Annotated in this window: 19 protein-coding genes; 8 read left to right on the top strand and 11 right to left on the bottom strand. The window is 66.5% G+C overall.

The genetic code is table 11. From position 1 onward, the window contains the following. Positions 1–184 precede the first annotated feature (184 nt). The 7 genes from QO207_RS02850 to gbcA all read right to left on the bottom strand — a co-directional run bounded on the left by QO207_RS02850 (position 185) and on the right by gbcA (position 10,108). Positions 185–961: an electron transfer flavoprotein subunit beta gene (locus QO207_RS02850; protein ID WP_301479351.1), complete on the bottom strand. Its 777-nt coding sequence runs from the start codon at positions 959–961 to the stop codon at positions 185–187. Positions 962–1,059: 98 nt separating this feature from the next. After that, positions 1,060–2,292, bottom strand: coding sequence for an electron transfer flavoprotein subunit alpha/FixB family protein (locus QO207_RS02845; protein ID WP_301479350.1), 1,233 nt, complete (start codon positions 2,290–2,292; stop codon positions 1,060–1,062). Between the two features lie 118 nt (positions 2,293–2,410). Next, positions 2,411–4,378 carry a dimethylglycine demethylation protein DgcB gene (dgcB, locus tag QO207_RS02840; RefSeq protein WP_301479349.1) on the bottom strand — a complete coding sequence of 656 codons (1,968 nt, stop codon included), beginning with the start codon at positions 4,376–4,378 and terminating at the stop codon, positions 2,411–2,413. Between the two features lie 94 nt (positions 4,379–4,472). Next, positions 4,473–6,533, bottom strand: coding sequence for a dimethylglycine demethylation protein DgcA (dgcA, locus tag QO207_RS02835; protein WP_301479347.1), 2,061 nt, complete (start codon positions 6,531–6,533; stop codon positions 4,473–4,475). Between the two features lie 75 nt (positions 6,534–6,608). Beyond that, positions 6,609–7,139 carry a 4-vinyl reductase gene (locus tag QO207_RS02830; RefSeq protein WP_301479346.1) on the bottom strand — a complete coding sequence of 177 codons (531 nt, stop codon included), beginning with the start codon at positions 7,137–7,139 and terminating at the stop codon, positions 6,609–6,611. A 170-nt stretch (positions 7,140–7,309) separates the two neighbouring features. Continuing rightward, on the bottom strand, positions 7,310–8,287 hold the full coding sequence (locus tag QO207_RS02825; protein ID WP_301479344.1) for a dipeptidase: 978 nt from the start codon (positions 8,285–8,287) through the stop codon (positions 7,310–7,312). A gap of 531 nt (positions 8,288–8,818) precedes the next feature. Then, positions 8,819–10,108, bottom strand: coding sequence for a glycine-betaine demethylase subunit GbcA (gene gbcA, locus QO207_RS02820; protein WP_301479342.1), 1,290 nt, complete (start codon positions 10,106–10,108; stop codon positions 8,819–8,821). 427 nt (positions 10,109–10,535) lie between these two features. Between gbcA and gbcB the strand changes: the two genes are divergently transcribed. Then, entirely contained in the window at positions 10,536–11,639 is a 1,104-nt protein-coding gene (gene gbcB / locus QO207_RS02815) for a glycine-betaine demethylase subunit GbcB (protein ID WP_301479340.1), read from the top strand. Positions 11,640–11,874: 235 nt separating this feature from the next. Here the strand turns inward: gbcB and fusA are convergent, their stop codons facing one another. After that, entirely contained in the window at positions 11,875–13,923 is a 2,049-nt protein-coding gene (gene fusA, locus QO207_RS02810) for an elongation factor G (protein WP_301479338.1), read from the bottom strand. Between the two features lie 911 nt (positions 13,924–14,834). Between fusA and QO207_RS02805 the strand changes: the two genes are divergently transcribed. Continuing rightward, the gene (locus tag QO207_RS02805) at positions 14,835–15,152 is read left to right on the top strand and encodes a heavy metal-binding domain-containing protein (RefSeq protein ID WP_301479337.1); all 318 of its coding nucleotides are present in this window, start codon (positions 14,835–14,837) and stop codon (positions 15,150–15,152) included. A 253-nt stretch (positions 15,153–15,405) separates the two neighbouring features. Here the strand turns inward: QO207_RS02805 and QO207_RS02800 are convergent, their stop codons facing one another. The 3 genes from QO207_RS02800 to QO207_RS02790 form a co-directional block, all read right to left on the bottom strand. Continuing rightward, positions 15,406–16,452 (bottom strand): low specificity L-threonine aldolase, encoded by a 1,047-nt coding sequence (locus QO207_RS02800; protein ID WP_301479335.1) that lies wholly within the window; start codon positions 16,450–16,452, stop codon positions 15,406–15,408. 106 nt (positions 16,453–16,558) lie between these two features. Beyond that, positions 16,559–17,233 (bottom strand): hypothetical protein, encoded by a 675-nt coding sequence (locus tag QO207_RS02795; RefSeq protein WP_301479333.1) that lies wholly within the window; start codon positions 17,231–17,233, stop codon positions 16,559–16,561. A gap of 64 nt (positions 17,234–17,297) precedes the next feature. Then, entirely contained in the window at positions 17,298–17,825 is a 528-nt protein-coding gene (locus tag QO207_RS02790; protein ID WP_301479331.1) for a hypothetical protein, read from the bottom strand. Between the two features lie 237 nt (positions 17,826–18,062). Here QO207_RS02790 and glyA point away from each other — a divergent pair, with 237 nt between their 5' ends. The 6 genes from glyA (at position 18,063) to QO207_RS02760 (ending at position 25,798) form a co-directional block, all read left to right on the top strand. Beyond that, positions 18,063–19,316 carry a serine hydroxymethyltransferase gene (gene glyA / locus QO207_RS02785; RefSeq protein WP_301479330.1) on the top strand — a complete coding sequence of 418 codons (1,254 nt, stop codon included), beginning with the start codon at positions 18,063–18,065 and terminating at the stop codon, positions 19,314–19,316. A 114-nt stretch (positions 19,317–19,430) separates the two neighbouring features. Further along, positions 19,431–20,681 carry a sarcosine oxidase subunit beta gene (locus QO207_RS02780; RefSeq protein WP_024766973.1) on the top strand — a complete coding sequence of 417 codons (1,251 nt, stop codon included), beginning with the start codon at positions 19,431–19,433 and terminating at the stop codon, positions 20,679–20,681. Positions 20,682–20,693: 12 nt separating this feature from the next. After that, entirely contained in the window at positions 20,694–21,017 is a 324-nt protein-coding gene (locus QO207_RS02775) for a sarcosine oxidase subunit delta (RefSeq protein WP_301479328.1), read from the top strand. Next, positions 21,017–24,037 carry a sarcosine oxidase subunit alpha gene (locus QO207_RS02770; protein WP_301479326.1) on the top strand — a complete coding sequence of 1,007 codons (3,021 nt, stop codon included), beginning with the start codon at positions 21,017–21,019 and terminating at the stop codon, positions 24,035–24,037. Before QO207_RS02775 ends, QO207_RS02770 begins: the two co-directional genes overlap by 1 nt. Before the next feature lie 172 nt (positions 24,038–24,209). Next, positions 24,210–24,845 (top strand): sarcosine oxidase subunit gamma, encoded by a 636-nt coding sequence (locus QO207_RS02765; RefSeq protein ID WP_301479325.1) that lies wholly within the window; start codon positions 24,210–24,212, stop codon positions 24,843–24,845. Positions 24,846–24,940: 95 nt separating this feature from the next. Further along, on the top strand, positions 24,941–25,798 hold the full coding sequence (locus QO207_RS02760; RefSeq protein WP_301479323.1) for a formyltetrahydrofolate deformylase: 858 nt from the start codon (positions 24,941–24,943) through the stop codon (positions 25,796–25,798). Positions 25,799–26,047 lie beyond the last annotated feature (249 nt).

Raw genomic sequence — 26,047 nt, 5'->3', positions numbered from 1 at the left:
GTTCTTCTGACAAGCCGTATGCTGTCAATTCAATAGCTTACGAGATGATTCTCGTGTTATTTCAACATCTTCCCTGCGCCATTACGCGTTTGGACCAGCCAATCGCGGACAAAGTCCGCTCCTACGGCAAACTCTGAGCGTAGGAGCGGACTCCGTCCGCGATCGGTATCAGGCCACTCCGTACTCAAACACGGATCACGCCCTCTTCGCGCAGCAACTTGAAGATCGCCTCGGCGCCCGCTTCGGGGGTGACGTCCTTGAGCACCTGCCCGGTGCCGCCGGAAGCCTTGGCGGTGGCGGCCTTCATGCGTTCGGCGCCGGTCTTGGCCTTGATCACCTTCAGCCGCTTGGGGCGCGGGCGCGCCGGTTGCAGATTGCCCTCGGCGAGCAGCGGGTCTTCCACCACTTCCACTTCGTGGGCTTCCAGATAACCGCGACGGGCCGGGCCGAATGCACTCTGCCGGGCCACCGGTGCGGCATTGTCGACGCTGGCGACGAAGGGCAGGCGCACCTTCAACCGCCGGCGCTGGCCACGGGGCAAGGCCTGCAGCACCTGGGCGCTGCCGCCTTCCACCTTCTCCACTTCTGCCAAGCCGATCACCAGCGGCCAGCCCAGGCGCTCGGCCAGCAGGAAGGGCAGCATGCCGGAGCCTTCGCCGGTTTCTGCCTGGGTACCCGTGAGCACAAGCTGTGCTTCGCTGTCGCCGAGGTAGGCTGCCAGCGCCGGCAGGGCGTCAGCGCCAGCGGGCTGCTCCAGCACCGCCAGCTCATCCAGGCCCATGCCGAGATAGCCGCGCAGTGCTTCCTCACCGGCATCGCCGGCATGCACCACACGCAGGCGCTTGCCGGCGAGGCTCATGCCCAGCTCCACCGCGCGCGCATCCTGCTCGGCGCGACGCGCACGGCCGGAGGCCGGGTGGGCGCCGACGGAAACCAGGGCGACGATGTTCAGGTCATTCATCAGACACCTCAGAATCGGTGTAGGAGCGAGCTTGCTCGCGAAGCTTCTGGCTTGGCAGGTTCGCGAGCAAGCTCGCTCCTACGAAGAGCATTCCGGGTTCAGGCCGCATCACGCGCCGCTCCATTGCGATGGGCCTCGGCCAGGGCCATCAGCGCCTTGAGGATCGCCGCGGAATCGCCGATCACCGAGAGGTCGGCGCGTTTGATCATGTCGCAGCCCGGGTCCATGTTGATCGCCACCACCTTGTCGCAGGAGCCGATGCCCTGCAGGTGCTGGATCGCCCCGGAGATGCCGACGGCGAGATAGACCCGTGCGGTGACCCAGGTACCAGTGGCACCGACCTGGCGACCGCGCGGCATGTGGCCGTCGTCCACCGCCACGCGCGAGGCGCCTTCAGTGGCGCCGAGGGCAATGGCGGCACGGTGGAACAGGTCCCAGTCCTTCACCCCGTTGCCGCCGGAAAGGATGAACTCCGCCTCGGCCATGGGAATCTGCGCCGGATCCACGGCCACCGGGCCGAGGTCCTCGATGCGCGGGAGATTGCGCGCGACGTTGCTTTCCAGCTCGACAGCACGGGCTTCGTGGCGGGTTTCGCTGACCGGCTCGGCGCACTCCGCAGCGGCCAGGATCAGACGCGGCAGCTCGCGGTGCAGGTCTTGCTGGCCGGCGCCGGCACGGCCGACGCAACGCTCGCCTTCGGCCTGCCAGACGCGGGTTGCCGGACGTTCGCCGAGGCTCGCGGCGAGGCGGCGACCCAGCTCGCCGCCACCGCTGCGGCTGTCTGGCAGCAGCCAGTGGCGCGGGGCGAACTGGCTGTTCGCCGAGCGTAGCGCCAGTACCCGTTGTTCCGGGGCGTAGCCGTCGTACTCGCTGCCATCGATCTGCAGCAGGCGGTCGACGCCGGCGGTATCGAAGGCGGATTCCTTGTGCCCACCGAACACCACGGCGAGCACCGCACCGTCGCTGCCAGCGAGCTTGCGAGCCAGGCCGAGCAGGTCGCGGTCGTGGCTGGAAAGGCGGCCGCCGACCATGTCCGGGACCACGGCGATGAGGAACGCCGGTTGTTCGAGAATCACCAGCGGCAGCTGTACCACTTCCGGAGTGCTACTGCGCTTGCCGCCGGTGCCCTGCTGGCCACCGGAGCGGTCGATGCGCTTGATGCCGTTCGGGCCAATGAAGCCGACCGCGTGGGGATTCTTGCGCACCACGCCGTTGGGGCCCATCCAGCGGCTTTCGCCGCCCTGGGCCGATTGCATGGCAGCGTGCAGTGGATGCAGGCGGTTGCGGGCGATCCACTCGGCGCGCGGGTCGCGGCGGATGATGTCGCTCATGCTCGATGCTCCAGGCTGATGTAGGGCGAATAACGCGCAGCGTTATCCGCCGATGAAGTCGGGGCGGCGGATAAAGCCGTTGGCTTTATGCGCCCTACGAGGGCGTCCGGCGCGTTCATCAGTGCACCTCCGCCGATTCTTCACGGCGCGCCAGCGAGGGCTTTTTTGCCGGCACCTCGGTGGCCTCGATGAGGACCTCGGCGACCAGTTCGGCGATGTCCTTGATCTCCGGGCGCGGTGCGACCACGCCTTCGAGCATCGCGGTGCACTGCGGGCAGCCCACGGCTACCAGCTCGGCGCCGGTTTCCTTGATGTCGACCATGCGCATATCGGGAATCCGCTGCTTGCCGGGGATATCGGTGATCGGCGCGCCGCCGCCACCGCCGCAACAGCGCGAGCGGAAGCCGGAGCGCTGCATTTCCTTCACCTCGATGCCGATGGCCTTGAGCACAGCGCGCGGGGCTTCGTACTCGCCGTTGTAGCGGCCGAGGTAGCACGGGTCGTGGTAGGTCACGCTGGCGGCCTTGCTCTGGCCGAGGTTCAGCGCGCCCTTCTGTACCAGCTCGTCGATGAAGGTGGTGTGGTGCAGCACCTGGTAGTTGCCGCCCAGCGCGCCGTACTCGTTCTTCAGCACGTGGAAGCTGTGCGGGTCGCAGCTGACGATGCGCTTGAAGCGGTACTTGGCCAGGGTGGCGATGTTGCGCTTGGCCAGGGTCTGGAAGGTGGCTTCGTCACCCAGGCGGCGGGCCACGTCGCCGCTGTCGCGTTCTTCCAGGCCGAGTACGGCGAAGTCGACGTTGGCGGCCTTGAGGATCTTCACGAAGGACCGCAGGGTGCGCTGGTTGCGCATGTCGAAGGCACCGTCGCCGACCCAGAACAGCACGTCGGCCTGCTGCTTGTCGGCCAGCAGCGGCAGGTTCAGGTCCGCCGCCCAGTTCAGCCGGCCACCGGGGGCGAAGCCGCCGGGGTTGTCGGTGGCGATGAGGTTTTCCAGCACCTCAGCGCCCTTGTTCGGGGTCGCGCCCTTCTCCAGGGTGAGGTGGCGGCGCATGTCGACGATGGCGTCGACGTGCTCGATCATCATCGGGCATTCCTCGACGCAGGCGCGGCAGGTGGTGCAGGACCAGAGGGTCTCGGCATCCACCAGGGCCTTGCCGCCCAGTGCAACGATCGGCTGGTGCGGGCCGCCGCTGTGTTCGCCGAGCGGTTTGCCAGGGTACGGGGAGCCGGCGAAGTTGGCGTCGCTGCCGCCGGCCAGGCCAATGACCATGTCCTGGATGAGCTTCTTCGGGTTCAGCGGCTGGCCGGCGGCGAAGGCCGGGCACATGGCCTCGCACTTGCCGCACTGCACGCAGGCGTCGAAGCCGAGCAGCTGGTTCCAGGTGAAGTCGGTGGGCTTCTCGACGCCCAGCGGCGCCATGGGGTCTGCCAGGTCCAGCGGCTTGAGGCCGGTGGAACGGCCGCCGCCGAAGCGTTCAGCGCGGCGGTGCCACGCCAGGTGCAGGGCGCCTGCAAAGGCGTGCTTCATCGGCCCGCCCCAGGTCATGCCGAAGAACAGTTCGGACACGCCCCAGGCCACGCCGACAGCGAGGATGGCCGCGAGGAACCAACCACCGAAGCCTTCCGGCAGGATGCCCGCCACCGGCAGGGTGGCGATGAAGAAGCTCGCCGAGAACATCAGCAGGCTTTTCGGCAGGCGCATCCACGGGCCTTTCGACAGCCGCGATGGCGGGTCGAGGCGGCGTTTGGCGACAAACAGTGCGCCGCAGAACATCAGCGCGGTGGCGGCCAGCAGGGCGAAACCAAGGATGCGGCTGTGCAGGCCGAAACCGTGCACCAGGATCGCCAGCAACGCGGCGGCGACGAAGCCGCCGGCGGTGGCCACGTGGGTCTTCGACATGTACTTGTCGCGCTCGACCACGTGGTGCAGGTCCACCAGGTAGCGGCGCGGCATCTTCAGCAGACCGCCGAGCCAGTCGACCTGGGCGGGCCGGCCGCGGCGCCACATGGCGAAGCGCTTCACGGCGCCGAATGCGGCCAGTGCCAAGCCTGTGAAAAGGAGGATGGGAAGCAGTGTGCTCAACATGGAAAACCACCTTGGCCGCAGCTACAGGCTACAAGCCGCAGGCTCCAGGCGAAGCACTCACCTGTCGCCTGTTGCCTGCAGCCTGTCGCCGCTCTTAGAAGTCCTTGCACAGACGCAGCGCGTCATAGATCGCGGCATGGGTGTTGCGCGGGGCCACGCAGTCGCCGATGCGGAACAGCAGATAGCCGTCGCCCGACTCGCTGAGGCACGGCTGCGGCTTGATCGCGAACAGCGCGTCGACATCGATCTGGCCCTTGTTGCGCGAGCCCTGCTTGAGCGCGTAGTACAGGCTCTCGTCCGGGCGCACGCCGTTCTCCACGACGACCTGGTCGACCACCCGCTCCTCTTTCGCGCCGGTGTATTCGTTCTCCAGCACCGCCACCAGCTTGTCGCCCTCGCGGTAGACCTTTTCCAGCATCAGGTCGCCGGTCATGATCACTTCCTTGGGGTACATGCTGCGGTAGTAGGTCGGGAAGGTGGTGCCGCCCATGGCTACGCCCGGCTTGATGTCGTCGGTGACGATCTCGACCTGGGAACCCTTGTCCGCCAGGAAGTCCGCCGCCGACATGCCGCCGAACTCACAGATGGTGTCGTAGACCAGCACGTTCTTGCCYGGCGCAACCTTGCCGTCGAGCACGTCCCAGCTGCTGACTACCAGCCCGTCGGCGGCGCCCCAGTGTTCGTTCTGCTCGACGAACGGATGGCCGCCGTTGGCCAGCACCACCACGTCGGGGCGCAGGTCGAGGATGGTGTCGGCGTCCGCGCCGGTGCCCAGGCGCAGGTCCACGTTCAGCCGCGCCAGCTCCAGCTGGTACCAGCGGGTGATGCCGGCGATCTGGTCGCGCTGCGGGGCTTTCGAGGCGATGGTGATCTGCCCGCCGAGCTGGTCCTTCTTCTCGAACAGGGTGACGTCGTGACCGCGCTCGGCGGCGACGCGTGCCGCTTCCATCCCGGCCGGGCCACCACCGACCACCACCACCTTGCGCTTCACGCCGGTGGTCTTCTCGATGATGTGCGGCAGGCCCATGTACTCACGGGTGGTCGCGGCGTTCTGGATGCACAGCACGTCCAGGCCCTGGTACTGGCGGTCGATGCAGTAGTTGGCGCCGACGCACTGCTTGATCTGGTCGACCTGGCCCATCTTGATCTTGGCGATCAGGTGCGGGTCGGCGATGTGCGCACGGGTCATACCGACCATGTCGACGTAGCCGCCTTCGAGGATGCGTGTGGCCTGATTCGGGTCCTTGATGTTCTGCGCGTGCAGCACCGGCACGTTGACCACTTCCTTGATGCCGGCGGCCAGGTGCAGGAAGGGTTCCGGCGGGAAGCTCATGTTGGGGATGACGTTGGCCAGGGTGTTGTGGGTGTCCGCGCCGGAGCCGACCACGCCGATGAAGTCGAGCATGCCGGTGTCGCTGTAGTACTTGGCGATCTGCTTCATGTCCTCGTGGGACAGGCCATCCGGATGGAACTCGTCACCGGAGATACGCAGACCGACGCAGAAGTCGTCGCCGACCTCCTGGCGCACGGCCTTGAGCACTTCCAGGCCGAACTTCATCCGTCCCTCGAAAGTGCCGCCCCACTCGTCGGTGCGCTTGTTGACGCGCGGGCTCCAGAACTGGTCGATCATGTGCTGGTGCACGGCGGACAGCTCGACACCGTCCAGGCCGCCGGCCTTGGCGCGGCGGGCCGCCTGGGCGAAATCGCCGATCACCCGCCAGATTTCCTCGATCTCGATGGTCTTGCAGGTGGCCCGGTGCACCGGTTCGCGGACGCCGGAGGGCGACATCAGGGTCGGCCAGTTGAAGCCGTCCCAGCGCGAGCGGCGGCCCATGTGGGTAATCTGGATCATGATCTTGGCGCCATGCTTGTGCATGGCGTCGGCCAGGTTCTGGAAGTGCGGGATGATGCGGTCGGTGGAGAGGTTCACCGAACTCCACCACTCCTGCGGGCTGTCGCTGGAGACGACCGAGGAGCCGCCGCAGATCGCCAGGCCGATGCCGCCCTTGGCCTTCTCCTCGTAGTACTTCACGTAGCGCTCGGTGGTCATGCCGCCATCGGTGGCAATCACTTCGGCGTGGGCAGTGGAGAGCACGCGGTTGCGGATGGTCAGCTTGCCGATCTGGATCGGCTGGAACATTGCCTCGAAAGCCATTGCGGCATCCTCACGGGATCAGAGGTTTCTTGTTGTGGTGGCGACCCTCGGGCCGCCCGTGCCGAAAGTCGTGAATCAGAGAGGTTTGACGACGAACAGGCCGTCGTCGTGGCCTTCCTCGGCGCCGCTGTAGACCTGCTCGGCCACGGTGCGCAACTCGCTGCCGCGCGCCTGGAGGATCTGGTCCATGGCGCCGGCGAACCAGCCGGTGAACATGTAGTCGACCTTGCGGTTGACCTTGCCGTAGACGTAGACGAAGGCCGAGTGCTTCAGGCGCACCTGGGCGGTGCCCTTGTCGAGATCGATCTGCTCGATCTGGAACAGCCCCCAGCCGCGCTGGGACAGGCGCTTCATGTAATGCTCGAAGACTTCCACGCCGACCAGGCCGTGGCACTCGGCTTCCTTCTCGCACCAGTGCCAGGCGGACTTGTAGCCGGCCTTGTAGAGGATTTCGGCATAGCGCTCGGCGCCCAGCTCTTCCTCGATGCCCATGTGGTTGTTGACGAAGAAGTGCCGCGGTACGTAGAGCATCGGCAGGGCGTCGGAGGTCCAGACGCCGGTTTCGCTGTCGACTTCGATGGGCAGTTCGGGGGCGTGTTTGGCCATGGTGGCAAGACTCCAGAATTCGTGTGTGCGGTTGCCCTCTCCCCAGCCCTCTCCCTGAAGGGAGAGGGAGCTATCCGTGCATGCGGAGGGTCAGGTGCATGCCGGCGACTCTGCTCCCCTCTCCCGCTTGCGGGAGAGGGGCTGGGGGAGAGGGCGCTGTTGAGGTTGAATCACTCACCCCAGACTTCGCCAAGGATGCGTACCCAGTTCTCGCCCATGACCTTGCGCACCACGCGCTCGGGCATGCCGCGCTTGAGCAGGGTCTCGGTGAGGTTGGGGAATTCGCCGACGGTGCGGATGCCCAGCGGGTTGACGATCTTGCCGAAGTTGGTGAGGCGGCGGGCGTAACCCTTGTCGTGGGTCAGCCACTCGAAGAAGTCCTGGCCGTGGCCCTGGGTGAAGTCAGTGCCGATGCCGATGGCGTCCTCGCCGACGATGTTCATCACGTACTCGATGGCTTCGGCGTAGTCGTCGATGGTCGAGTCGATGCCCTTGGCGAGGAACGGCGCGAACATGGTCACGCCGACGAAGCCGCCGTGGTCGGCGATGAACTTCAGCTCGGCGTCGGACTTGTTGCGCGGGTGCTCCTTGAGGCCCGACGGCAGGCAGTGGGAATAGGTGACGGGCTTCTTCGATTCGAGGATGACTTCCTCGGAGGTCTTCGAGCCGACGTGGGACAGGTCGCACATGATGCCGACGCGATTCATCTCCGCGACGATCTCGCGGCCGAAGCCGGAGAGGCCGCCGTCGCGCTCGTAGCAACCGGTGCCGACCAGGTTCTGGGTGTTGTAGCACATCTGCACGATGCCCACGCCCAGCTGCTTGAACACCTCGACGTAGCCCAGCTGGTCCTCGAACGCGTGGGCGTTCTGGAAGCCGAAGAGGATGCCGGTCTTGCCCTGCTCCTTGGCCTTGCGGATGTCGTTGGTGGTGCGCACCTGCAGCACCAGGTCGCTGTTGTCGCGGATCAGCTTGCTGCTGGAGACGATGTTGTTCACCGTCGCCTGGAACCCTTCCCACACCGACACGGTGCAGTTGGCGGCAGTCAGGCCGCCCTTGCGCATGTCCTCGAACAGTTCGCGGTTCCACTTGGCGATGATCAGGCCATCGATGACGATGCTGTCGGCGTGAAGTTCGGCTGGGCTCATCTTGGCGTCTCTCTATATCAGGCAAGGCTTGTCAGGCTTGGCGCGCCGGGGCTTGTGCCGACGCTTTGCAGGCAGGATATCCCTGCACCCCGAGGCGACCCGGTTCGAAAACGACCAGGGTCGTGCCGAAAGCGTCAAGCCGGCGACATGGGCGACAGCGTTTGCGTCGTGCAGGGGAATGTGAGGGCGGGAGGCGAGGATTGGCGCGGACTTGTAGGAGCGAGCTTGCTCGCGAACGCTCTTCGTTGCGGGGTGCGCAGCCAGGGCTGGGGAGAGGTTGTTACGGCGGCGGCACGGAGCCCGCCGGGAAGACGTTCGCGAGCAAGGACTAGGCGTCCCCCTCGGTCCTACGAAAAGCGCAGCGGCGAGCGCGTCAGCGCTTGCGCCAGCAGGCAATGAGGTTCCACGCCACCAGGCCGGTGACGAAGGCGGAGCTGCTGTAGAAGAGCATGGCGTCCACGTGGATTCCTCAGTAATGACAGCGCGTAACGACAACGCCCCCGAGGACGGGGGGCGCTGGATGGCGGGGGCTTACTTCTCGGCGACCAGTCGGGCGTGGGCGGACTCCTCGCCCAGGTTGTTCAGCAGGCGCTCGCTGTACCAGTCGAGGAAGTTGATCACGCCGAACTCGTAGGTCTTGGAGTACGGCCCCGGCTGGTAGGCGGTGGAGTTGATGCCGCGCTGGTTCTCTTCGGCGAGGCGACGATCCTGGTCGTTGGTGGCGTCCCAGACTTCGCGCAGGCGCGCCACGTCGTAATCGACGCCTTCCACCGCATCCTTGTGCACCAGCCACTTGGTGGTGACCATGGTCTGCTGCGCGCTGATCGGCCACACGGTGAAGACGATCAGGTGGTCGCCCATGCAGTGGTTCCAGGAGTGCGGCAGGTGCAGGATGCGCATCGAGCCCAGGTCCGGGTTCTGGATGCGGCCCATGAGCTTCTTGCTACCCTGCTTGCCGTCCATGGTCATGGACACGGTGCCCTGCAGCAGCGGCATGCGCACGATGCGATTGCGCAGGCCGAAGCTTTCGTGGGCATAGGGAATCTTCTCGGCTTCCCAGGCGGTGGTGCAGGCGGCGACCTGGTCCTTGAACGCCTGGCTGGCGCGCGGGTCGGTGACGTCGTCCCACTCCAGCAGGGTGTTCAGCAGCTCCGGGTGCGAACCGTTGCAGTGGTAGCACTCGCGGTTGTTCTCCAGCACCAGCTTCCAGTTGGCCTTTTCCATCAGCGTGGTCTGCACCGCGACCTTGGTGTTCTCCATGTCGTACGGCTCCATGTAGTGCTCGAGCGTACGCAGGAAGTCATCGATGGCCGGCGGGTTCTCCGACAGCGAGATGAAGATGTAGCCGCCGGCGGTCTTCACGTTCACCGGTTTCAGGCTGTAGTCCTTCATGTCGAAGTCGGCGCCCATCTCGGTGCCGGCGAACAGCAGGCGGCCGTCCAGCTCGTAGGTCCACTGGTGGTAGGGGCAGACCAGCTTGGCGACCTTGCCCTTGTCGCTGACGCACAGGCGCGAACCACGGTGCCGGCAGACGTTATGGAAGGCGTGGATCTTGCCCTCGGCGCCGCGCAGGACGATCACCGGATTGTCGCCGATCTGCAGGGTGAGGAAGTTGCCCTTGGCGGGGATCTCGCAGGTCATGCCGGCGATCAGCCACTCCTTGTGGAAGATCTCCTGCATGTCGATCTGGAACAGGCGCTCGTCGTTGTAGAAGGGCTGCGGCAGCGAGAAGCTGTGGTCGCGGCTGCGCAGCATCTCGGCGGTGGCCTTGCGGGCCGGTTCCAGCGGGTCGCCCAGACTCAGGGTAGTTGTGACGTCCATTGCTCGGTCCTCATGCCGCAGCCCGGTCGGGCTGCCGGCGGAAATAAGTGGCTGATACGGTTTGCCACGCAGGGCATTTGCGGCAGGTGCCAGGCGCGCCGAGTGCGCCGTTCCCCGCCGTCTCGCTCAACCTTGGGGGTTGCTCGGCATGCAGCTGAGTGTGGGGCCGCGCCCCGTAGGAACCCTTATCCATGGGCGACACGGCCACGTCATTTCCCGACGCGCAACGGCGCGCCCCAGGCGCCAGGTCGCGATAAGCATGCAAATGTCGCTGGCAGGTAAATGCGCGGGCGGGCGTCGTGCACACAATCCGCCCCATCAGGCATGCCGACAGGCCCCGTGCCTCCTGCGCCCAGGCGGCGCAGGCAGACGGGCCCCGGCGCTGCCCCATCAGGCCCAGCACGGCCCGCGTGCGCGGAGAGACAGCATGTCGACGAACAACTTCCTCAATCCGGTGAACACCCAGACCTGGGCCAACGGGCGCCACCTGGTGCGCTGCGTCAAGGCCATCCAGGAAACCTGGGATGTGCGCACCTTCTGCTTCATGGCCGACGCGCCGATCATGTTCTTCTTCAAGCCGGGGCAGTTCGTCACCCTGGAACTGGAGATCGACGGCCAGCCGATCATGCGTTCCTACACCATCTCCAGCTCGCCCTCGGTGCCCTACAGCTTCTCCATCACCATCAAGCGCGTGCCCGGCGGCAAGGTGTCGAACTGGCTGCACGACAACCTCAAGGAAGGCGACCAGGTCCCGGTACACGGGCCGGTGGGCAACTTCAACGCCATTGATTTTCCCGCCGAGAAGGTGCTGTTCCTCTCCGGCGGCGTCGGCATCACCCCGGTGATGTCAATGTCGCGCTGGTTCTTCGACACCAACGCCAACGTCGACATGGTCTTCGTGCACAGCGCACGCACGCCCAAGGACATCATCTACCACCGCGAGCTGGAGCACATGAACTCGCGGATCAACAACTTCAAGCTGTACCTGGTCTGCGAGAAGTACGAGATGGGCGAGTCCTGGGCCGGCTACCGGGGCTTCCTGAACAAGGCGATGCTGCAGCTGATGGCGCCGGATTATCTCGAACGCGAGGTCTTCTGCTGCGGCCCGACGCCCTACATGCACGCGGTCAAGCGCCTGCTCGAAGCCGAGGGCTACGACATGTCGCGCTACCACGAGGAGGCCTTCGGCCCGACCCCGCCGGAAGTGCGCGCCGACGTGAAGGAACTGGCCGCCGAAGCCGCCGAGGCGCCGGCCGTACCGCTGGCCGAGCAGAACCTGGTGGAGTTCTGCGAGACCGGCAAGAGCATCCGCGTGGCGCCGGGCGAGACCGTCCACGCCGCCGCCGCCCAGCTCGGCCTGCACATTCCCAAGGCCTGCGGCATGGGCATCTGCGGCACCTGCAAGGTGATGAAGCGCTCCGGCGAGGTGGAGATGGAGCACAACGGCGGGATCACCGACGAAGACGTCGCCGAAGGCTACATCCTGTCCTGCTGCAGCGTGCCCAAGGGCGACGTGGTGATCGAGTACTGATCACAGCCTGCCCCCACCTGCCCCACACGTTACCCACTGAGTTATCCACAGGCTACAGGTGTCCCGAGGCAAGCTCGGAGACACCTCTGGCCGAACCGCCTGGCCGCCTCGATCCCGTCTGCAACCCGCATGCCACGTGGCTTTCTCCTTTCCCGCGCACACGCCGAACAGGTGCGCGTGAAGGCCCAGCCACGGGCCTTTGCGGACACCGGCCGCGACGAATATCCACATTCGCTCAGTCCTCTTCCGGGGCCGCCTTGTAGCCGCTGGACAGGCGCTGCTGCACGTCCTGCGGCACGGCGCTGTAGTGGCTGGAAGAAAGACTGTAGAGGCCCTGGCCGGCAGTGATGGATTTCAGCCGGTTGGCGTAGCCGTCCAGCTCCGCCAGCGGCACCTGTCCACGCACCAGCGCGACGCTGGCCGACAGCGACTCGGTGCCCAGCACCTGGCCGCGGCGGCCGGTGAGATCGGCGGTGATATCGCCCAGGTGGCTATCCGGCGTCGTCACCTCGATCTGCATCACCGGCTCCAGCACGATGCCACCAGCATTGCGCAGCGCATCGAGCATGGCCTTGCGCCCGGCAGCCTGGAAGGCGATGTCCTTGGAGTCCACCGAGTGGCTCTTGCCGTCGAACACAGTGACCTTCACATCCTGTACCGGGAAGCCAGCCAGTGGCCCGGCCGCCAGTGCCGAGCGCACGCCCTTCTCCACCGAGGGAATGAAGTTGCCGGGGATCACCCCGCCCTTGATCGCATCGACGAAAGCGAAGCCCTCGCCGCGCGGCAGCGGCTCGATGCGCAGGAACACCTCGCCGAACTGCCCGGCCCCGCCGGTTTGCTTCTTGTGCCGGCTGTGGCCCTCGGCGCTGCGGGTCGCCGTCTCGCGGTACGGCACGCTGGGCGCGCGGGTCTGCACTTCCAGCTTGTACTGCCCGGCCATGCGCTCCAGCAGGTAGCGCAGGTGCAGTTCGCCCATGCCACGCAGCACGGTTTCCTGGGTGGAGGCGTTGTAGTCCAGGCGCACGCAGGGGTCTTCGGCTTGCAGGCGCTGGAGGATTTCCGCCAGGCGCTGCTCGTCGCCACGGCGGCTCGCCTCAATGGCCAGGCCCTGCATGGGCGTGGGGAAATCCAGCGGCTTGAGGTGGATGTGGTCCTCGTCGTGGGAGTCGTGCAGCACCACGCCGTAATCCAGTTCGTCGACCTTGCTCAGCGCACCGAAGTCACCGGGGATCAGCCACGGCGCCTCCTCATGCTTCTTTCCCTGCAGGCGCAGCAGATGGCCGACCTTGAACGGCTTGCGCCCGTCGCCGGCGAACAGCTGCATCTCCCGGCGGATGGTGCCCTGGTGCACGCGGAACACCGCGAGACGGCCGACGAAAGGGTCGATCGCCACCTTGAACACGTGGGCCAGCACGTGGGCGGCCGGGTCGGGGCTGCAGGTCACCGGGTGCTCGGCGCCCTTGTCGTCGGTGCGCAGGAACAGCGGCGGGTTGCCCTCGGTGGGATTGGGCGCCAGGCGCGCGAGGATATTCGCCAGTTCCGGCACGCCGGCGCCGGTGCGGGCGGAGACGAAGCACAGCGGAATCAGGTGGCCTTCGCGCAACGCGCGCTCGAAGGGTGCGTGCAGCGCCTCAGGCGCCACCTCGCCCTCCTCCAGGTAATGCGCCATCAGCGCTTCGTCCACTTCCACCACCTGATCCACCAGCGCCTGGTGCGCCTCGGCCACCGAGGAGAAATCCGCCGCGCCATCGGGATTGAAGAAACAATCCACAACCCGCGTGCCGCCCTCGGCCGGCAGATTGATCGGCAGTACTTCCTTGCCGAACGATTCGCGCAAAGCCGCCAGCAGACCCGGCAGGTCGATGCGTTCGGCGTCGATCTTGTTCACCACCAGCATCCGGCACAGCCCGCGCTCGCCGGCCCAGTCCATCATGCGGCGGGTGCTCAGCTCGATGCCGTTCTGCGCGTTCACCACCACCAGCGCGGTTTCCACAGCCGCCAGCGCCGGCAGCGCGTGGCCGATGAAGTCGGGATAACCGGGGGTGTCGAGCAGACGGACCTGCGCGCCTTCGTGCTCGAAGTGCACCAGGGCGGCGGCCAGGGAGTGGTGGTATTCGCGCTCCATGGGGTCGGAGTCGCACAGGGTGTCGCCGCGTTCCAGCGAGCCCATGCTGGGGATGGCACCGCAGTGCTGCAGCAGCGCTTCGGCAAGCAGGGTCTTGCCGCTGTCACCGTGGCCGACCAGGGCCACGGTGCGGATCTGTTCCACCGAGTAACTGGACATGCTGAATCTCCCGCCCCCAGGGTGATTGAAGTATAGGCAGCGGCCCTCCCGTCCCTGGACAAATATTGATCAACCCGGCGCGGGCTAGCACCAGCGCGGCTCGTAGCGATCCATCCACAACTCGCCCACACCTTGCTGGCAGAACGCTGCACAGCCGATGTGGAAAACCTTAGGCATATTTCGCTGCAGGCCAGCAACGGCGCGACTTTCGCTGTTTGATCAAAAAACGTACTGACACGAGAGAGGCGCGCGTGACGTGGCCTGCAGCGATCTGGGTACAGGTTGTCCACACCTTCTGCGAGGTTCGCCCCACAGGCATTGTGGAAAGTTTCCCGTAACCCGCGCCGCTGGGGAAAAGTGGCTGTGGATCAGTGTCTTGCCGGGATTGCTGATCAATCCTTGAGCAAGCCTCTGGAAGCTGCGCCAGCCGTGGTGCCGGTGCTGTTTTCCACAGGTGGCGCACAGGTGGGTCAACACAAACCGGGGATAGCGGTGGAAAGTTCGTGCACAGAAAATCTGCCGCAATCGATACACAGGCTCGCAAGCGATTGAAAAGACGTAATTGATCAGAAAACGACCAGCTTCAGGGAAGCCCCGCCCCATCAGCCTCGCAGGCACCTCCCAACAGTTTTTCCACAGGTTGGGCAGGCATGCCTCCACAGCGGCTGTGGAGATCTCCACAACACCTCATGAGTCGGCTGAAGGCCACGAATTACGCGGCCCCTGTGAAATTGAGCGGCAATTCCGCGCTATTCATGAAAGTGCCACGGCGCTGTCATTTTCCACCAGGTTGTCCACAGCTTTATCACAAGGTTGCCCCCGGATTTCCGGCAAATGCTGAAACACAGCTGGCGGGGCCTTCGATGGGGTGCGGGGCTATGCTGGATTTCCCCAGCAGAGGAGGCAGTCCGATGATCCTGACCACCACGCCCACCATCGAGAGCAAGACCATCCAGGAATACCGCGGCATCGTGGTTGGCGAGGCGATTCTCGGCGCCAACGTGTTCCGCGACCTGTTCGCCGGCCTGCGCGACATCATCGGCGGCCGCTCTGGTGCGTATGAGAAAGAGTTGGGACGGGCGCGGGAGATCGCCTTCGAGGAGCTGCAGGAGCGCGCCCAGGAGCTGGGTGCCAATGCAGTGGTCGGCATCGACCTGGATTACGAGGTGGTGGGGCAGAACGGCAGCATGCTGATGGTCAGCGTGAGCGGCACCGCGGTGCGTATATAGCGGATCAAGACCTGTAGGAGCGAGGGGAACGCCTAGTTCTTGCTCGCGAACAACCGCAGGTTCGCTTCATGCCGTGGAATCGGGCGGAATGCGGTTCGCGAGCAAGCTCGCTCCTACGAAGAGCCGTCTTGATCAAAATTTGAGCAGATGACTGCAGGCCACGTCATACGCGGCCCGCAGGCATTCATCCACAGGTTGGGGACAGGTTGCGCGAGCAACCGTCCCCAGCGCCTGGGGACAACTCAGGCGCCCATCACTTTGCGCCCATTACCCTACGAATGTCCGCCGCCAGCTGCTCGACGCGGGCGATCTCGGTATCCCACGAGCACATGAAGCGCGCGCCGCCGGCGCCGATGAAGGTGTAGAAGCGCCAGCCCAGCTGGCGCAGGGCCTCCAGGGCGGGTTCGGACATCTGCAGGAACACCCCGTTGGCTTCCACCGGGAACATCAGCTGCACGCCCGGCACGTCGGCGACGCGCTCGGCCAGCAGTTGTGCACAGCGGTTGGCATGGCTGGCGTAATGCATCCAGGCGTCGTCCTGCAGCACGCCGACCCAGGGCGCGGCGAGGAAGCGCATCTTCGAGGCCAGCTGGCCGGCCTGCTTGCAGCGGTAGTCGAAGCCTTCGGCCAGATCGCGGTTGAAGAACAGGATGGCTTCGCCCACCGCCATGCCGTTCTTGGTGCCGCCGAAGCAGAGCACCTCGACGCCGGCCTTCCAGGTCAGCTCGGCCGGGGTGGCGCCGAGGAACGCGCAGGCGTTGGAGAAGCGTGCGCCATCCATGTGCAGGTGCAGGCCCAGCTCGCGACAGGTGGCGCTGAGCGCCTGCAGCTCGTCCGGGCGGTAGGCGGTGCCGACCTCGGTGGCCTGGGTGATGGTGACCACCCGCGCCTTGGGATAGTGGATGTCCTGGCGCTTCAGGGCGATCTCGCGAATCGCATCCGGGGTCAGCTTGCCTTGGGCGTCGGTGCGCGCCAGCAGCAGCTTGGAACCGTTGGAGAAGAATTCCGGCGCGCCGCATTCGTCCGTCTCGACGTGGGCGGTCTCGGCGCAGATCACGCTGTGGTAGCTCTGGCACAACGCGGCCAGGGCCAGGGAGTTGGCCGCGGTGCCGTTGAAGGCGAAGAACACTTCGCAGTCGGTCTCGAACAGCTCGCGGAAGTAGTCGGAGGCGCGGGCGGTCCACTGGTCGTCGCCGTAGGCGCGCTCGTGGCCCTGGTTGGCCTGGGCCATGGCCGCCCAGGCTTCGGGGCAGATGCCGGAATAGTTGTCGCTGGCGAACTGTTGGGTGTTGTCGGTCATGGTGCGGCCTCGGAAAACGTTGTACGTCAGGCAGCAGCGTAGCAACGGATAGTCGCTCACCGCCGGAGGGCGCAGGCCTCCCGCTGGAGGGAGGCCGCGGGATGGATCAGGGCAGCTTGGTCAGCGCCATCTGCTCGGAGATCGGCACGAACAGCTCGCGCAGGGACTGGGCGGTGCCGCCGTTGGGCTTGTCCGGCGAGGTCATGTTGAGCACGTAGCGCCCCTTGATCAGGCCGGTCAGGCTGGATTCGCCGGCCTTCTCGTCCGGGCCCGGCACGCTGATCGCCAGCGGGTCGCCCATGCGGGTGCTGTCGATCACCGGCAGGAACTGCTCGCCGCCGAATTGCGCGGCGGTGCCGTTCTGCAGCGCGGCCTGGCGCGCCTGGTTGAGCAGCGAGACGTTCTTCGCGGTGGTGTCGCGCAGCTTGGCCTGGGCGGCCAGGTACTGCTTGGCGGCCTCGCCCTGCTGGTCGGCGCCGGGCGCCGGCAGGCCGGTGTCGGTCAGGGTCACGACCAGCTGCTGGCTGCCGTCCGCCTTGCCGTAGACGACGGTGGCGCTGTCGTAGCCGCACTCGCGGGACAGGTAGGCATAGCCGTAGATGGCCTTGGCCGGCGGCAGCGCGCGCTCCAGCTCGTGGCCGCTGCAGCTGTCGCCGGCCGGTGCGGCGGCGGTGCTGGCGGCCTGGGGAGCTTCGGCCTTGGCGGATTTACTGTCGTCACCACAGCCCTGCAGCGTCGCGGTGAGCAGCAGGGCGGAAAGCAGAGTCAGGGAACGGTTCATGGCGTCCTCGCATTTCGAAGACGCGCAGTTTAGTCCCTTGGCCGCAGGGTTCCTATCGGCAGCTTCATTGCGCGGTTTTGCAAACCCAGCGGCCAGCCTTCTCGTCGTAGCCGGCATCCAGCACCGCCACGCCGTCGCCGCGCGCCTCCAGGCAGAAGGTCTTCATGAAGGTCGCGCGCTGGCCATCCCCGCTGCTGTCGCGCCCGCCGAGGGTGACGTTGTACAGGCCGGGTTCCAGGGAGCGCGCCGGGGTTTTCTCGCGGAAGCCGGGGATCGCCCGGCCATAGGCGAAGCAGGTGTCGCTGCGCAGCGGCACGCCCTGCATCGGCTCGGCGCTGGCCGCCGACCAGAACGGCTCGTAAGGCTCGCGGGCGACTTCGATGGAGTACACCGCCACCTGCCGTTCATCTACCTGCAGCGTGCGGTTGAAGAACAGACCCGGCGACTTGAACGCCGCACCGCCGAAGCACAGCGTTCGCCCCTCCACCCAGACCCGCGCGTCGCCGTCGAACAGGCGTGACATGCCCGAGGCCGACAAAGCCGGCAGCAGCAGGGTCAGCGCCAGCGAACCCAATAGACAGAAGCTCTTCATCGGCAAAGCTCCGCGGGCCGCGCCGTCCTGGCGCGGGCATGTCGCATTCTGACCAGCCGCCGCGCGCAATTCCACGCACCCGGTCGCTTTTGCGCCGTTCACGGCATGTCGCAAACGCACCTACCCGCGACGTGCGCAGGCATCTGGGCTGGCAGGGCCAGTCATACCATCGCTGCCAAGGGGGCCATTTGCGTCCCGTACCGGCCAGGGCGCTGCGGCGCCACAGGGAGACCAGCGATGTTCAGCAAGCAAGACCAGATCCAGGGCTATGACGACGAACTGCTCGCGGCGATGGATGCCGAGGAAGCGCGCCAGGAGGACCACCTCGAGCTAATCGCTTCGGAGAACTACACCAGCAAGCGCGTCATGCAGGCTCAGGGCAGCGGGCTGACCAACAAGTACGCCGAAGGCTATCCGGGCAAGCGCTACTACGGCGGCTGCGAGCATGTGGATAAAGTCGAGCAGCTGGCCATAGACCGCGCCAAGCAACTGTTCGGCGCCGACTACGCCAACGTCCAGCCGCACTCGGGCTCCTCGGCCAACTCCGCCGTGTACCTGGCACTGATCAATGCCGGCGACACCATCCTGGGCATGAGCCTGGCCCACGGCGGCCACCTGACCCACGGCGCCAAGGTGTCGTCCTCGGGCAAGCTGTACAACGCCGTGCAGTACGGCCTGAACACCGATACCGGGCTGATCGACTACGACGAGGTCGAGCGCCTGGCCGTGGAGCACAAGCCGAAGATGATCGTCGCCGGCTTCTCCGCCTACTCCAAGACCCTCGACTTCCCGCGCTTCCGCGCCATCGCCGACAAGGTCGGGGCGCTGCTGTTCGTCGACATGGCCCATGTTGCCGGCCTGGTCGCCGCTGGCCTGTACCCGAACCCGCTGCCCTATGCCGACGTGGTCACCACCACCACCCACAAGACCCTGCGCGGCCCGCGCGGCGGCCTGATCCTGGCGAAATCCAACGAAGAGATCGAGAAGAAGCTCAACTCCGCCGTCTTCCCCGGCGCCCAGGGCGGCCCGCTGATGCACGTGATCGCCGCCAAGGCGGTGTGCTTCAAGGAAGCGCTGGAGCCCGGCTTCAAGGACTACCAGGCCCAGGTGATCAGGAACGCCCAGGCCATGGCCCAGGTGTTCATCGAGCGCGGCTACGACGTGGTTTCCGGCGGCACCGACAACCACCTGATGCTGATCAGCCTGGTGAAGCAGGGCCTGACCGGTAAGGAAGCGGACGCCGCCCTCGGCCGCGTCGGCATCACGGTGAACAAGAACGCCGTGCCGAACGACCCGCAGAGCCCGTTCGTCACCTCCGGCATTCGCATCGGCACCCCGGCCGTCACCACCCGTGGCCTGAAGGAAGAACAGTGCCGCGAGCTGGCCGGCTGGATCAGCGACGTGCTCGACCACCTGGGCGACGCCGACGTGGAGGCCAAGGTGGCCACCCAGGTCGCCGGCCTGTGTGCGGACTTCCCGGTCTACCGTTGAGTTTCCCGAGGCGCGTGTAGGAGCGAGCTTGCTCGCGAACCCGACAACCCATTCGCAAGCAAGCTGAGCCCTACCAAGAGCAGCCACGGCGACAAGAACAATCAGGAGCACCCCATGCAACGCTACTCCGGCTTCGGCCTGTTCAAGCATTCCCTGAGCCACCACGAGAACTGGCAGCGCATGTGGCGCACGCCCACGCCCAAGCCGGTGTATGACGTGGTCATCGTCGGCGGCGGCGGGCACGGCCTGGCCACGGCCTACTACCTGGCCAAGGAACACGGCATCACCAATGTCGCGGTGGTCGAGAAGGGCTGGCTGGGCGGCGGCAACACCGCGCGCAACACCACCATCGTGCGTTCCAACTACCTGTGGGACGAGTCGGCGCTGCTCTACGAACACGCCATGAAGCTGTGGGAAGGCCTGTCCCAGGATCTCAACTACAACGTCATGTTCTCCCAGCGCGGGGTCTACAACCTCTGCCACACCCTGCAGGACATGCGCGACGGCGAACGCCGCGTCAGCGCCAACCGCCTCAACGGCGTGGACGGCGAGCTGCTCAACGCCCAGCAGGTGGCCGAAGAGATTCCCTACCTGAACTGCACTAAAAGCGCCCGCTACCCGGTCATGGGTTCCACCGTGCAACGCCGCGGCGGCGTGGCCCGTCACGATGCCGTGGCCTGGGGCTTCGCCCGCGCTGCCGACGCCCTGGGCGTCGACCTGATCCAGCAGACCGAAGTGATCGGCTTCCGCAAGCAGGACGGCGCCGTCATCGGCGTCGAGACCAACCGCGGCTTCATCGGCGCCAAGCGCGTCGGCGTGGTCACCGCCGGCAACTCCGGGCACATGGCGATGCTCGCCGGCTTCCGCCTGCCGATCGAATCGCACCCGCTGCAGGCGCTGGTTTCCGAGCCGCTGAAACCCATCATCGACAGCGTGATCATGTCCAACGCCGTGCATGGCTACATCAGCCAGTCGGACAAGGGCGACCTGGTCATTGGCGCCGGCATCGACGGCTACAACGGCTACGGCCAGCGCGGCTCCTACCCGGTGATCGAGCACACCCTGCAGGCCATCGTCGAGATGTTCCCGGTGCTCTCCCGCGTACGGATGAACCGCCAGTGGGGCGGCATCGTCGACACCACCCCGGACGCCTGCCCGATCATCGGCAAGGCCCCGGTGAAGAACCTGTTCTTCAACTGCGGCTGGGGCACCGGCGGCTTCAAGGCCACTCCCGGCTCGGGCAACGTCTTCGCCGCCACCCTCGCCAAGGGCGAGCCGCATCCGCTGGCCGCACCCTTCTCCATCGAACGCTTCCACACCGGCGCGCTGATCGACGAACACGGCGCTGCCGCCGTCGCGCACTAAGAGGGCCCGACCATGCTGAATATCTTCTGCCCCCATTGCGGCGAGCTGCGTTCCGAAGAGGAATTCCACGCCAAGGGCCAGGCGCACATCCCGCGCCCGCTCGACCCGGCTGCCTGCACCGACGCCGAGTGGGGCGAGTACATGTTCTTCCGCGACAACCCGCGCGGCATCCACCACGAGCTGTGGGTCCACGCCGCCGGCTGCCGCCAGTACTTCAACGTCACCCGCCACACCGTGACCTACGAGATCCTGGAAACCTACAAGATCGGCGAAAAACCCAGCGTCACCGCCGCCGAGAAGAAGTCCGCCGTCCAGCCCGCCGTGGAGAAGGCCTAATGAGCCAGATCAATCGCCTGTCCCGTGGCGGTCGCATCGACCGCAGCAAGTCGCTCACCTTCAGCTTCAACGGCCAGAGCTACCAGGGCTTCGCCGGTGACACCCTGGCCGCCGCCCTGCTGGCCAACGGCGTCGACATCCTCGGCCGCAGCTTCAAGTACTCGCGCCCACGCGGCATCGTCGCCGCCGGCGCCGAAGAGCCCAACGCCATCCTGCAGATCGGCTCGCGCGAATCGACCCAGGTGCCGAACGTGCGCGCCACCCAGCAGGCCCTGTACAACGGCCTGGTGGCGACCGCCACCAACGGCTGGCCGAACGTGCAGAACGACCTCATGGGGATCTTCGGCAAGGTCGGCGGCAAGCTGATGCCGCCCGGCTTCTACTACAAGACCTTCATGTACCCGCAGTCCATGTGGCTAACCTACGAGAAGTACATCCGCAAGGCCGCGGGCCTGGGCCGCGCGCCCACCGAAGTGGACCCGGACAGCTACGACTGGATGAACCACCACGCCGACGTGCTGATCGTCGGCGCCGGCCCCGCCGGCCTCGCCGCCGCCCTGGCCGCCTCGCGCAGCGGTGCGCGGGTGATTCTCGCCGATGAACAGGAAGAGTTCGGCGGCAGCCTGCTCGACACCCGCGAGACTCTCGACGGCAAGCCGGCCGAAGAATGGGTAGCCAAGGCCATCGCCGAGCTGCAAGGCAATCCGGACGTGATCCTGCTGCCGCGCTCCACGGTCAACGGCTACCACGATCACAACTTCCTCACCGTCCACGAGCGCCGCACCGACCACCTGGGCGAGACCGCTCCGCTGGGCCAGGTGCGCATGCGCGTGCACCGGGTCCGTGCCAACCGCGTGGTGCTCGCCGCCGGCGCCCACGAGCGCCCGCTGGTCTACGGCAACAACGACGTGCCGGGCAACATGCTCGCCGGCGCCGTCTCCACCTACGTACGCCGCTACGGCGTGGCACCGGGCAAGAAACTGGTGCTGTCCACCAACAACGACTACGCCTACCGCGTCGCCCTGGACTGGCAGGAAGCCGGTCTGCAGGTGGTCGCCATCGCCGACGCCCGCCCCAATCCGCGCGGCGAGTGGGTCGAGGAAGCGCGCAAGCGCGGTATGCGCGTCATCACCGGCAGCGCAGTGATCGAGGCACGCGGCAGCAAACGCGTGACCGGTGCGAAGGTCGCCTCCATCGACACCTTCCGCCACAAGGTCAATGCGCCCGGTGAGTGGCTGGACTGCGACCTGGTCGCCAGCTCCGGCGGCTACAGCCCGGTGGTGCACCTGGCTTCGCACCTGGGCGGCAAGCCGGAATGGCGCGAGGACATCCTCGCCTTCGTTCCCGGCCTGGCCTTCCAGAAGCGCCTTTGTGCCGGTGCGGTGAACGGCGTGTTCCGCCTCGCCGATGCCCTGGCCGACGGCTACCAGGCCGGCAGCCAGGCGGCAGTCGACGGCGGTTTCAAGTCCGTTGCCGGCGAGCTGCCGGTGGTGGCCGAGCGTGCCGAGGACGCCACCCTGGCGCTGTTCCAGGTGCCCCACGAGAAAACCACGGCGCGGGCGCCCAAGCAGTTCGTCGACACCCAGAACGACGTCACCGCCGCCGCCATCGAACTGGCCTGCCGCGAGGGCTTCGAGTCCATCGAGCACGTCAAGCGCTACACCGCGCTGGGCTTCGGCACCGACCAGGGCAAGCTGGGCAACATCAACGGCCTGGCCATTGCCGCCCGCGCCCAGGGCAAGAGCATCGCCGACACCGGCACCACCATGTTCCGCCCGAACTACACCCCGGTGACCTTCGGCGCCGTCGCCGGCCGTCACTGCGGCCACCTGTTCGAGCCGGTGCGCTTTACCGCCCTGCACGCCTGGCACGTGAAGAACGGCGCCGAGTTCGAGGACGTCGGCCAGTGGAAGCGCCCGTGGTACTTCCCCAAGCGTGGCGAAGACATGCACGCCGCCGTGGCCCGCGAGTGCCGCGCCGTGCGTGAGTCGGTCGGCCTGCTGGACGCCTCGACCCTGGGCAAGATCGACATCCAGGGCCCGGACGCCCGCGAGTTCCTCAACCGCGTCTACACCAATGCCTGGACCAAGCTGGACGTGGGCAAGGCCCGCTACGGCCTGATGTGCAAGGAAGACGGCATGGTCTTCGACGATGGCGTCACCGCGTGCCTCGCCGACAACCACTTCGTCATGACCACCACCACCGGCGGCGCGGCGCGCGTCATGGAGTGGCTGGAGCTGTACCACCAGACCGAATGGCCGGAGCTGAAGGTGTACTTCACCTCGGTCACCGACCACTGGGCCACCCTCACCCTGTCCGGTCCCAACAGCCGCAAGCTGCTGGCCGAGGTCACCGACATCGACCTGGACAAGGACGCCTTCCCCTTCATGACCTGGAAGGAAGGCAAGGTCGCCGGCGTGCCGGCGCGGGTGTTCCGCATCTCCTTCACCGGCGAGCTGTCGTACGAGGTGAACATCCAGGCCAACTACGCCATGGGTGTGCTGGAGGCCATCGTCGCCGCCGGCGCCAAGTACAACCTGACGCCTTACGGCACAGAGACCATGCACGTCCTGCGCGCCGAGAAGGGCTTCATCATCGTCGGCCAGGACACCGATGCCTCGGTCACCCCGGACGACCTGAACATGGGTTGGGCGGTGGGTCGCACCAAGCCGTTCTCCTGGATCGGCTGGCGCGGCATGAACCGCGCCGACTGCCAGCGCGAGGACCGCAAGCAGCTGGTCGGCCTCAAGCCCACCAACCCGATGGACCTGCTGCCCGAGGGCGCGCAGCTGCTGTTCACCCCGCAGCACAGCATCCCCGCGACCATGGTCGGCCACGTCACCTCCAGCTACATGAGCAGCAGCCTGGGCTACAGCTTCGCCCTGGCGGTGGTGAAAGGCGGCATCAAGCGCCTGGGCGAGAAGGTCTATGCCCCGCTGCCGGACGGCCGCGTGATCGAGGCAGAAATCTGCAGCTCGGTGTTCTACGACCCGAAAGGTGAACGGCAGAACGTGGATTGATTCGGAGCCGCCGGCTGCCCTCACCCTAACCCTCTCCCAGGGGGAGAGGGGACAGTTCGGAGCCGCCGGCGAGCACGACACTCACAGCACACTCAGCTCGGCCCCCTCTCCCTAAGGGAGAGGGCTGGGGTGAGGGGAAACAGGCGATAAGCGCCCCCAAGGTGAACAGAACATGAGCAAAGCCAATCTCTACCAGCAACGCCCCGCAGACGGCATCCAGGCCGAGTCGCCGCTGCACCACGCCGAGCTGGGCAAGCTCGCCGCGCGCAAGCTGGCCAACGCCGGCGTAACCCTGCGCGAGAAGAAATTCCTCGGCCACCTGACCCTGCGTGGCGATGCCCACGACCCGGCCTTCGCCGGCGGCGTGCACAAGGCCCTGGGCCTGGAGCTGCCGGTGGCCCTGGGCCTGGTGGCCAAGGGCGAGACTTCGCTGCAGTGGCTCGGCCCGGACGAGTGGCTGCTGATCGTCCCCGGTGGCGAGGAATTCGCCGTCGAGCAGCGCCTGCGCGAGGCGCTGGGCGAAGAGCTGCACTACTCGGTGATCAACGTCAGCGGCGGCCAGACTCTGCTGGAGCTCGAAGGCGCCAAGGTGCGCGAAGTGCTGATGAAGTCCACCGGCTACGACGTCCACCCGAGCAACTTCCCGGTGGGCAAGGCGGTGGGCACCAACTTCGCCAAGTCCCAGCTGGTGATCCGCCATACCGGCGAGCACACCTGGGAACTGGTGGTGCGCCGCAGCTTCTCCGACTACTTCTGGCTGTGGCTGCAGGATGCCTGCGCCGAGTACGGCCTGCAGGTAGCAGCGTAAGAAATGCTCTTCCCCCTCTCCCTCCGGGAGAGGGCCGGGGTGAGGGAACCCCCACTCCAACCTCTCCAGCGAGAGGAAAACTTCGGAGCCCGACCATGAGCCGCACCCCCGATACCTGGATCCTCACCGCCGACAGCCCGAGCCTGCTGGGCACGGTGGACGTGGTCACGCGCTACCTGTTCGAGCAGAGCTGCTACGTCACCGAGCACCACTCCTTCGACGACCGCCTGGCGCAGCGTTTCTTCATCCGCATCGAGTTCCGCGCCGGCGACGGCTTCGACGAAGCGGCCTTCCGCGCCGGCCTCGCCGACCGCGTCTCGCCCTTCCAGATGAACGTCGAACTGACCCCGCCGGGCTACCGCAGCAAGGTGGTGATCATGGTCTCCAAGGCCGACCACTGCCTGAACGACCTGCTCTACCGCCAGCGCATCGGCCAGCTGCCGATGGACGTGGTGGCGGTGGTCTCCAACCACCCGGACCTGGAACCGCTGGCGCGCTGGCACGGCATCCCCTACCACCACTTCGCCCTCGACCCCAACGACAAGGGCGCGCAGGAGGCGAAGGTCTGGCAGGTGATCGAGGAAACCGGCGCCGAGCTGGTGATCCTCGCCCGCTACATGCAGGTGCTGTCCCCGGAGCTGTGCCGTCGCCTGGACGGCTGGGCGATCAACATCCACCACTCGCTGCTGCCCGGCTTCAAGGGCGCCAAGCCTTACCACCAGGCGTACCAGAAGGGCGTGAAGCTGGTCGGCGCCACCGCCCACTACATCAACAACGACCTCGACGAGGGCCCGATCATCGCCCAGGGCGTCGAGCCCGTGGACCACTCCCACTACCCCGAGGACCTGATCGCCAAGGGCCGCGACGTGGAGTGCCTGACCCTGGCGAAGGCCGTGGGCTACCACATCGAAAAACGCGTGTTCCTGAACGCCAACCGGACGGTGGTGCTGTAACGGCACCGATCCCGTAGGGCGGATAACGCCACAGGCGTTATCCGCCATGACAACCCGAACGGCGGATGGGTGGAGCTCATCCGCCCTACGCTTCCACCGGGACTGTGGTGCTCGCGGTAAAGCACCCTCTCCCCAACCCTGGCTACGCGCCCCGCTCCGAAGGGAGAGGGGGCAGTTCGGCGCCACCGGCTTGCACGGTGTCCGCCCCACACACGGATATCCCCTCTCCCGCTTGCGGGAGAGGGTTAG

Origin of the sequence: Pseudomonas sp. CAN1 (assembly GCF_030462585.1) — a bacterium.
GTDB lineage: Bacteria > Pseudomonadota > Gammaproteobacteria > Pseudomonadales > Pseudomonadaceae > Pseudomonas.
Note: the sequence above shows the minus strand (reverse complement) of the source record. Positions and strands in the feature narration are given on the sequence as shown.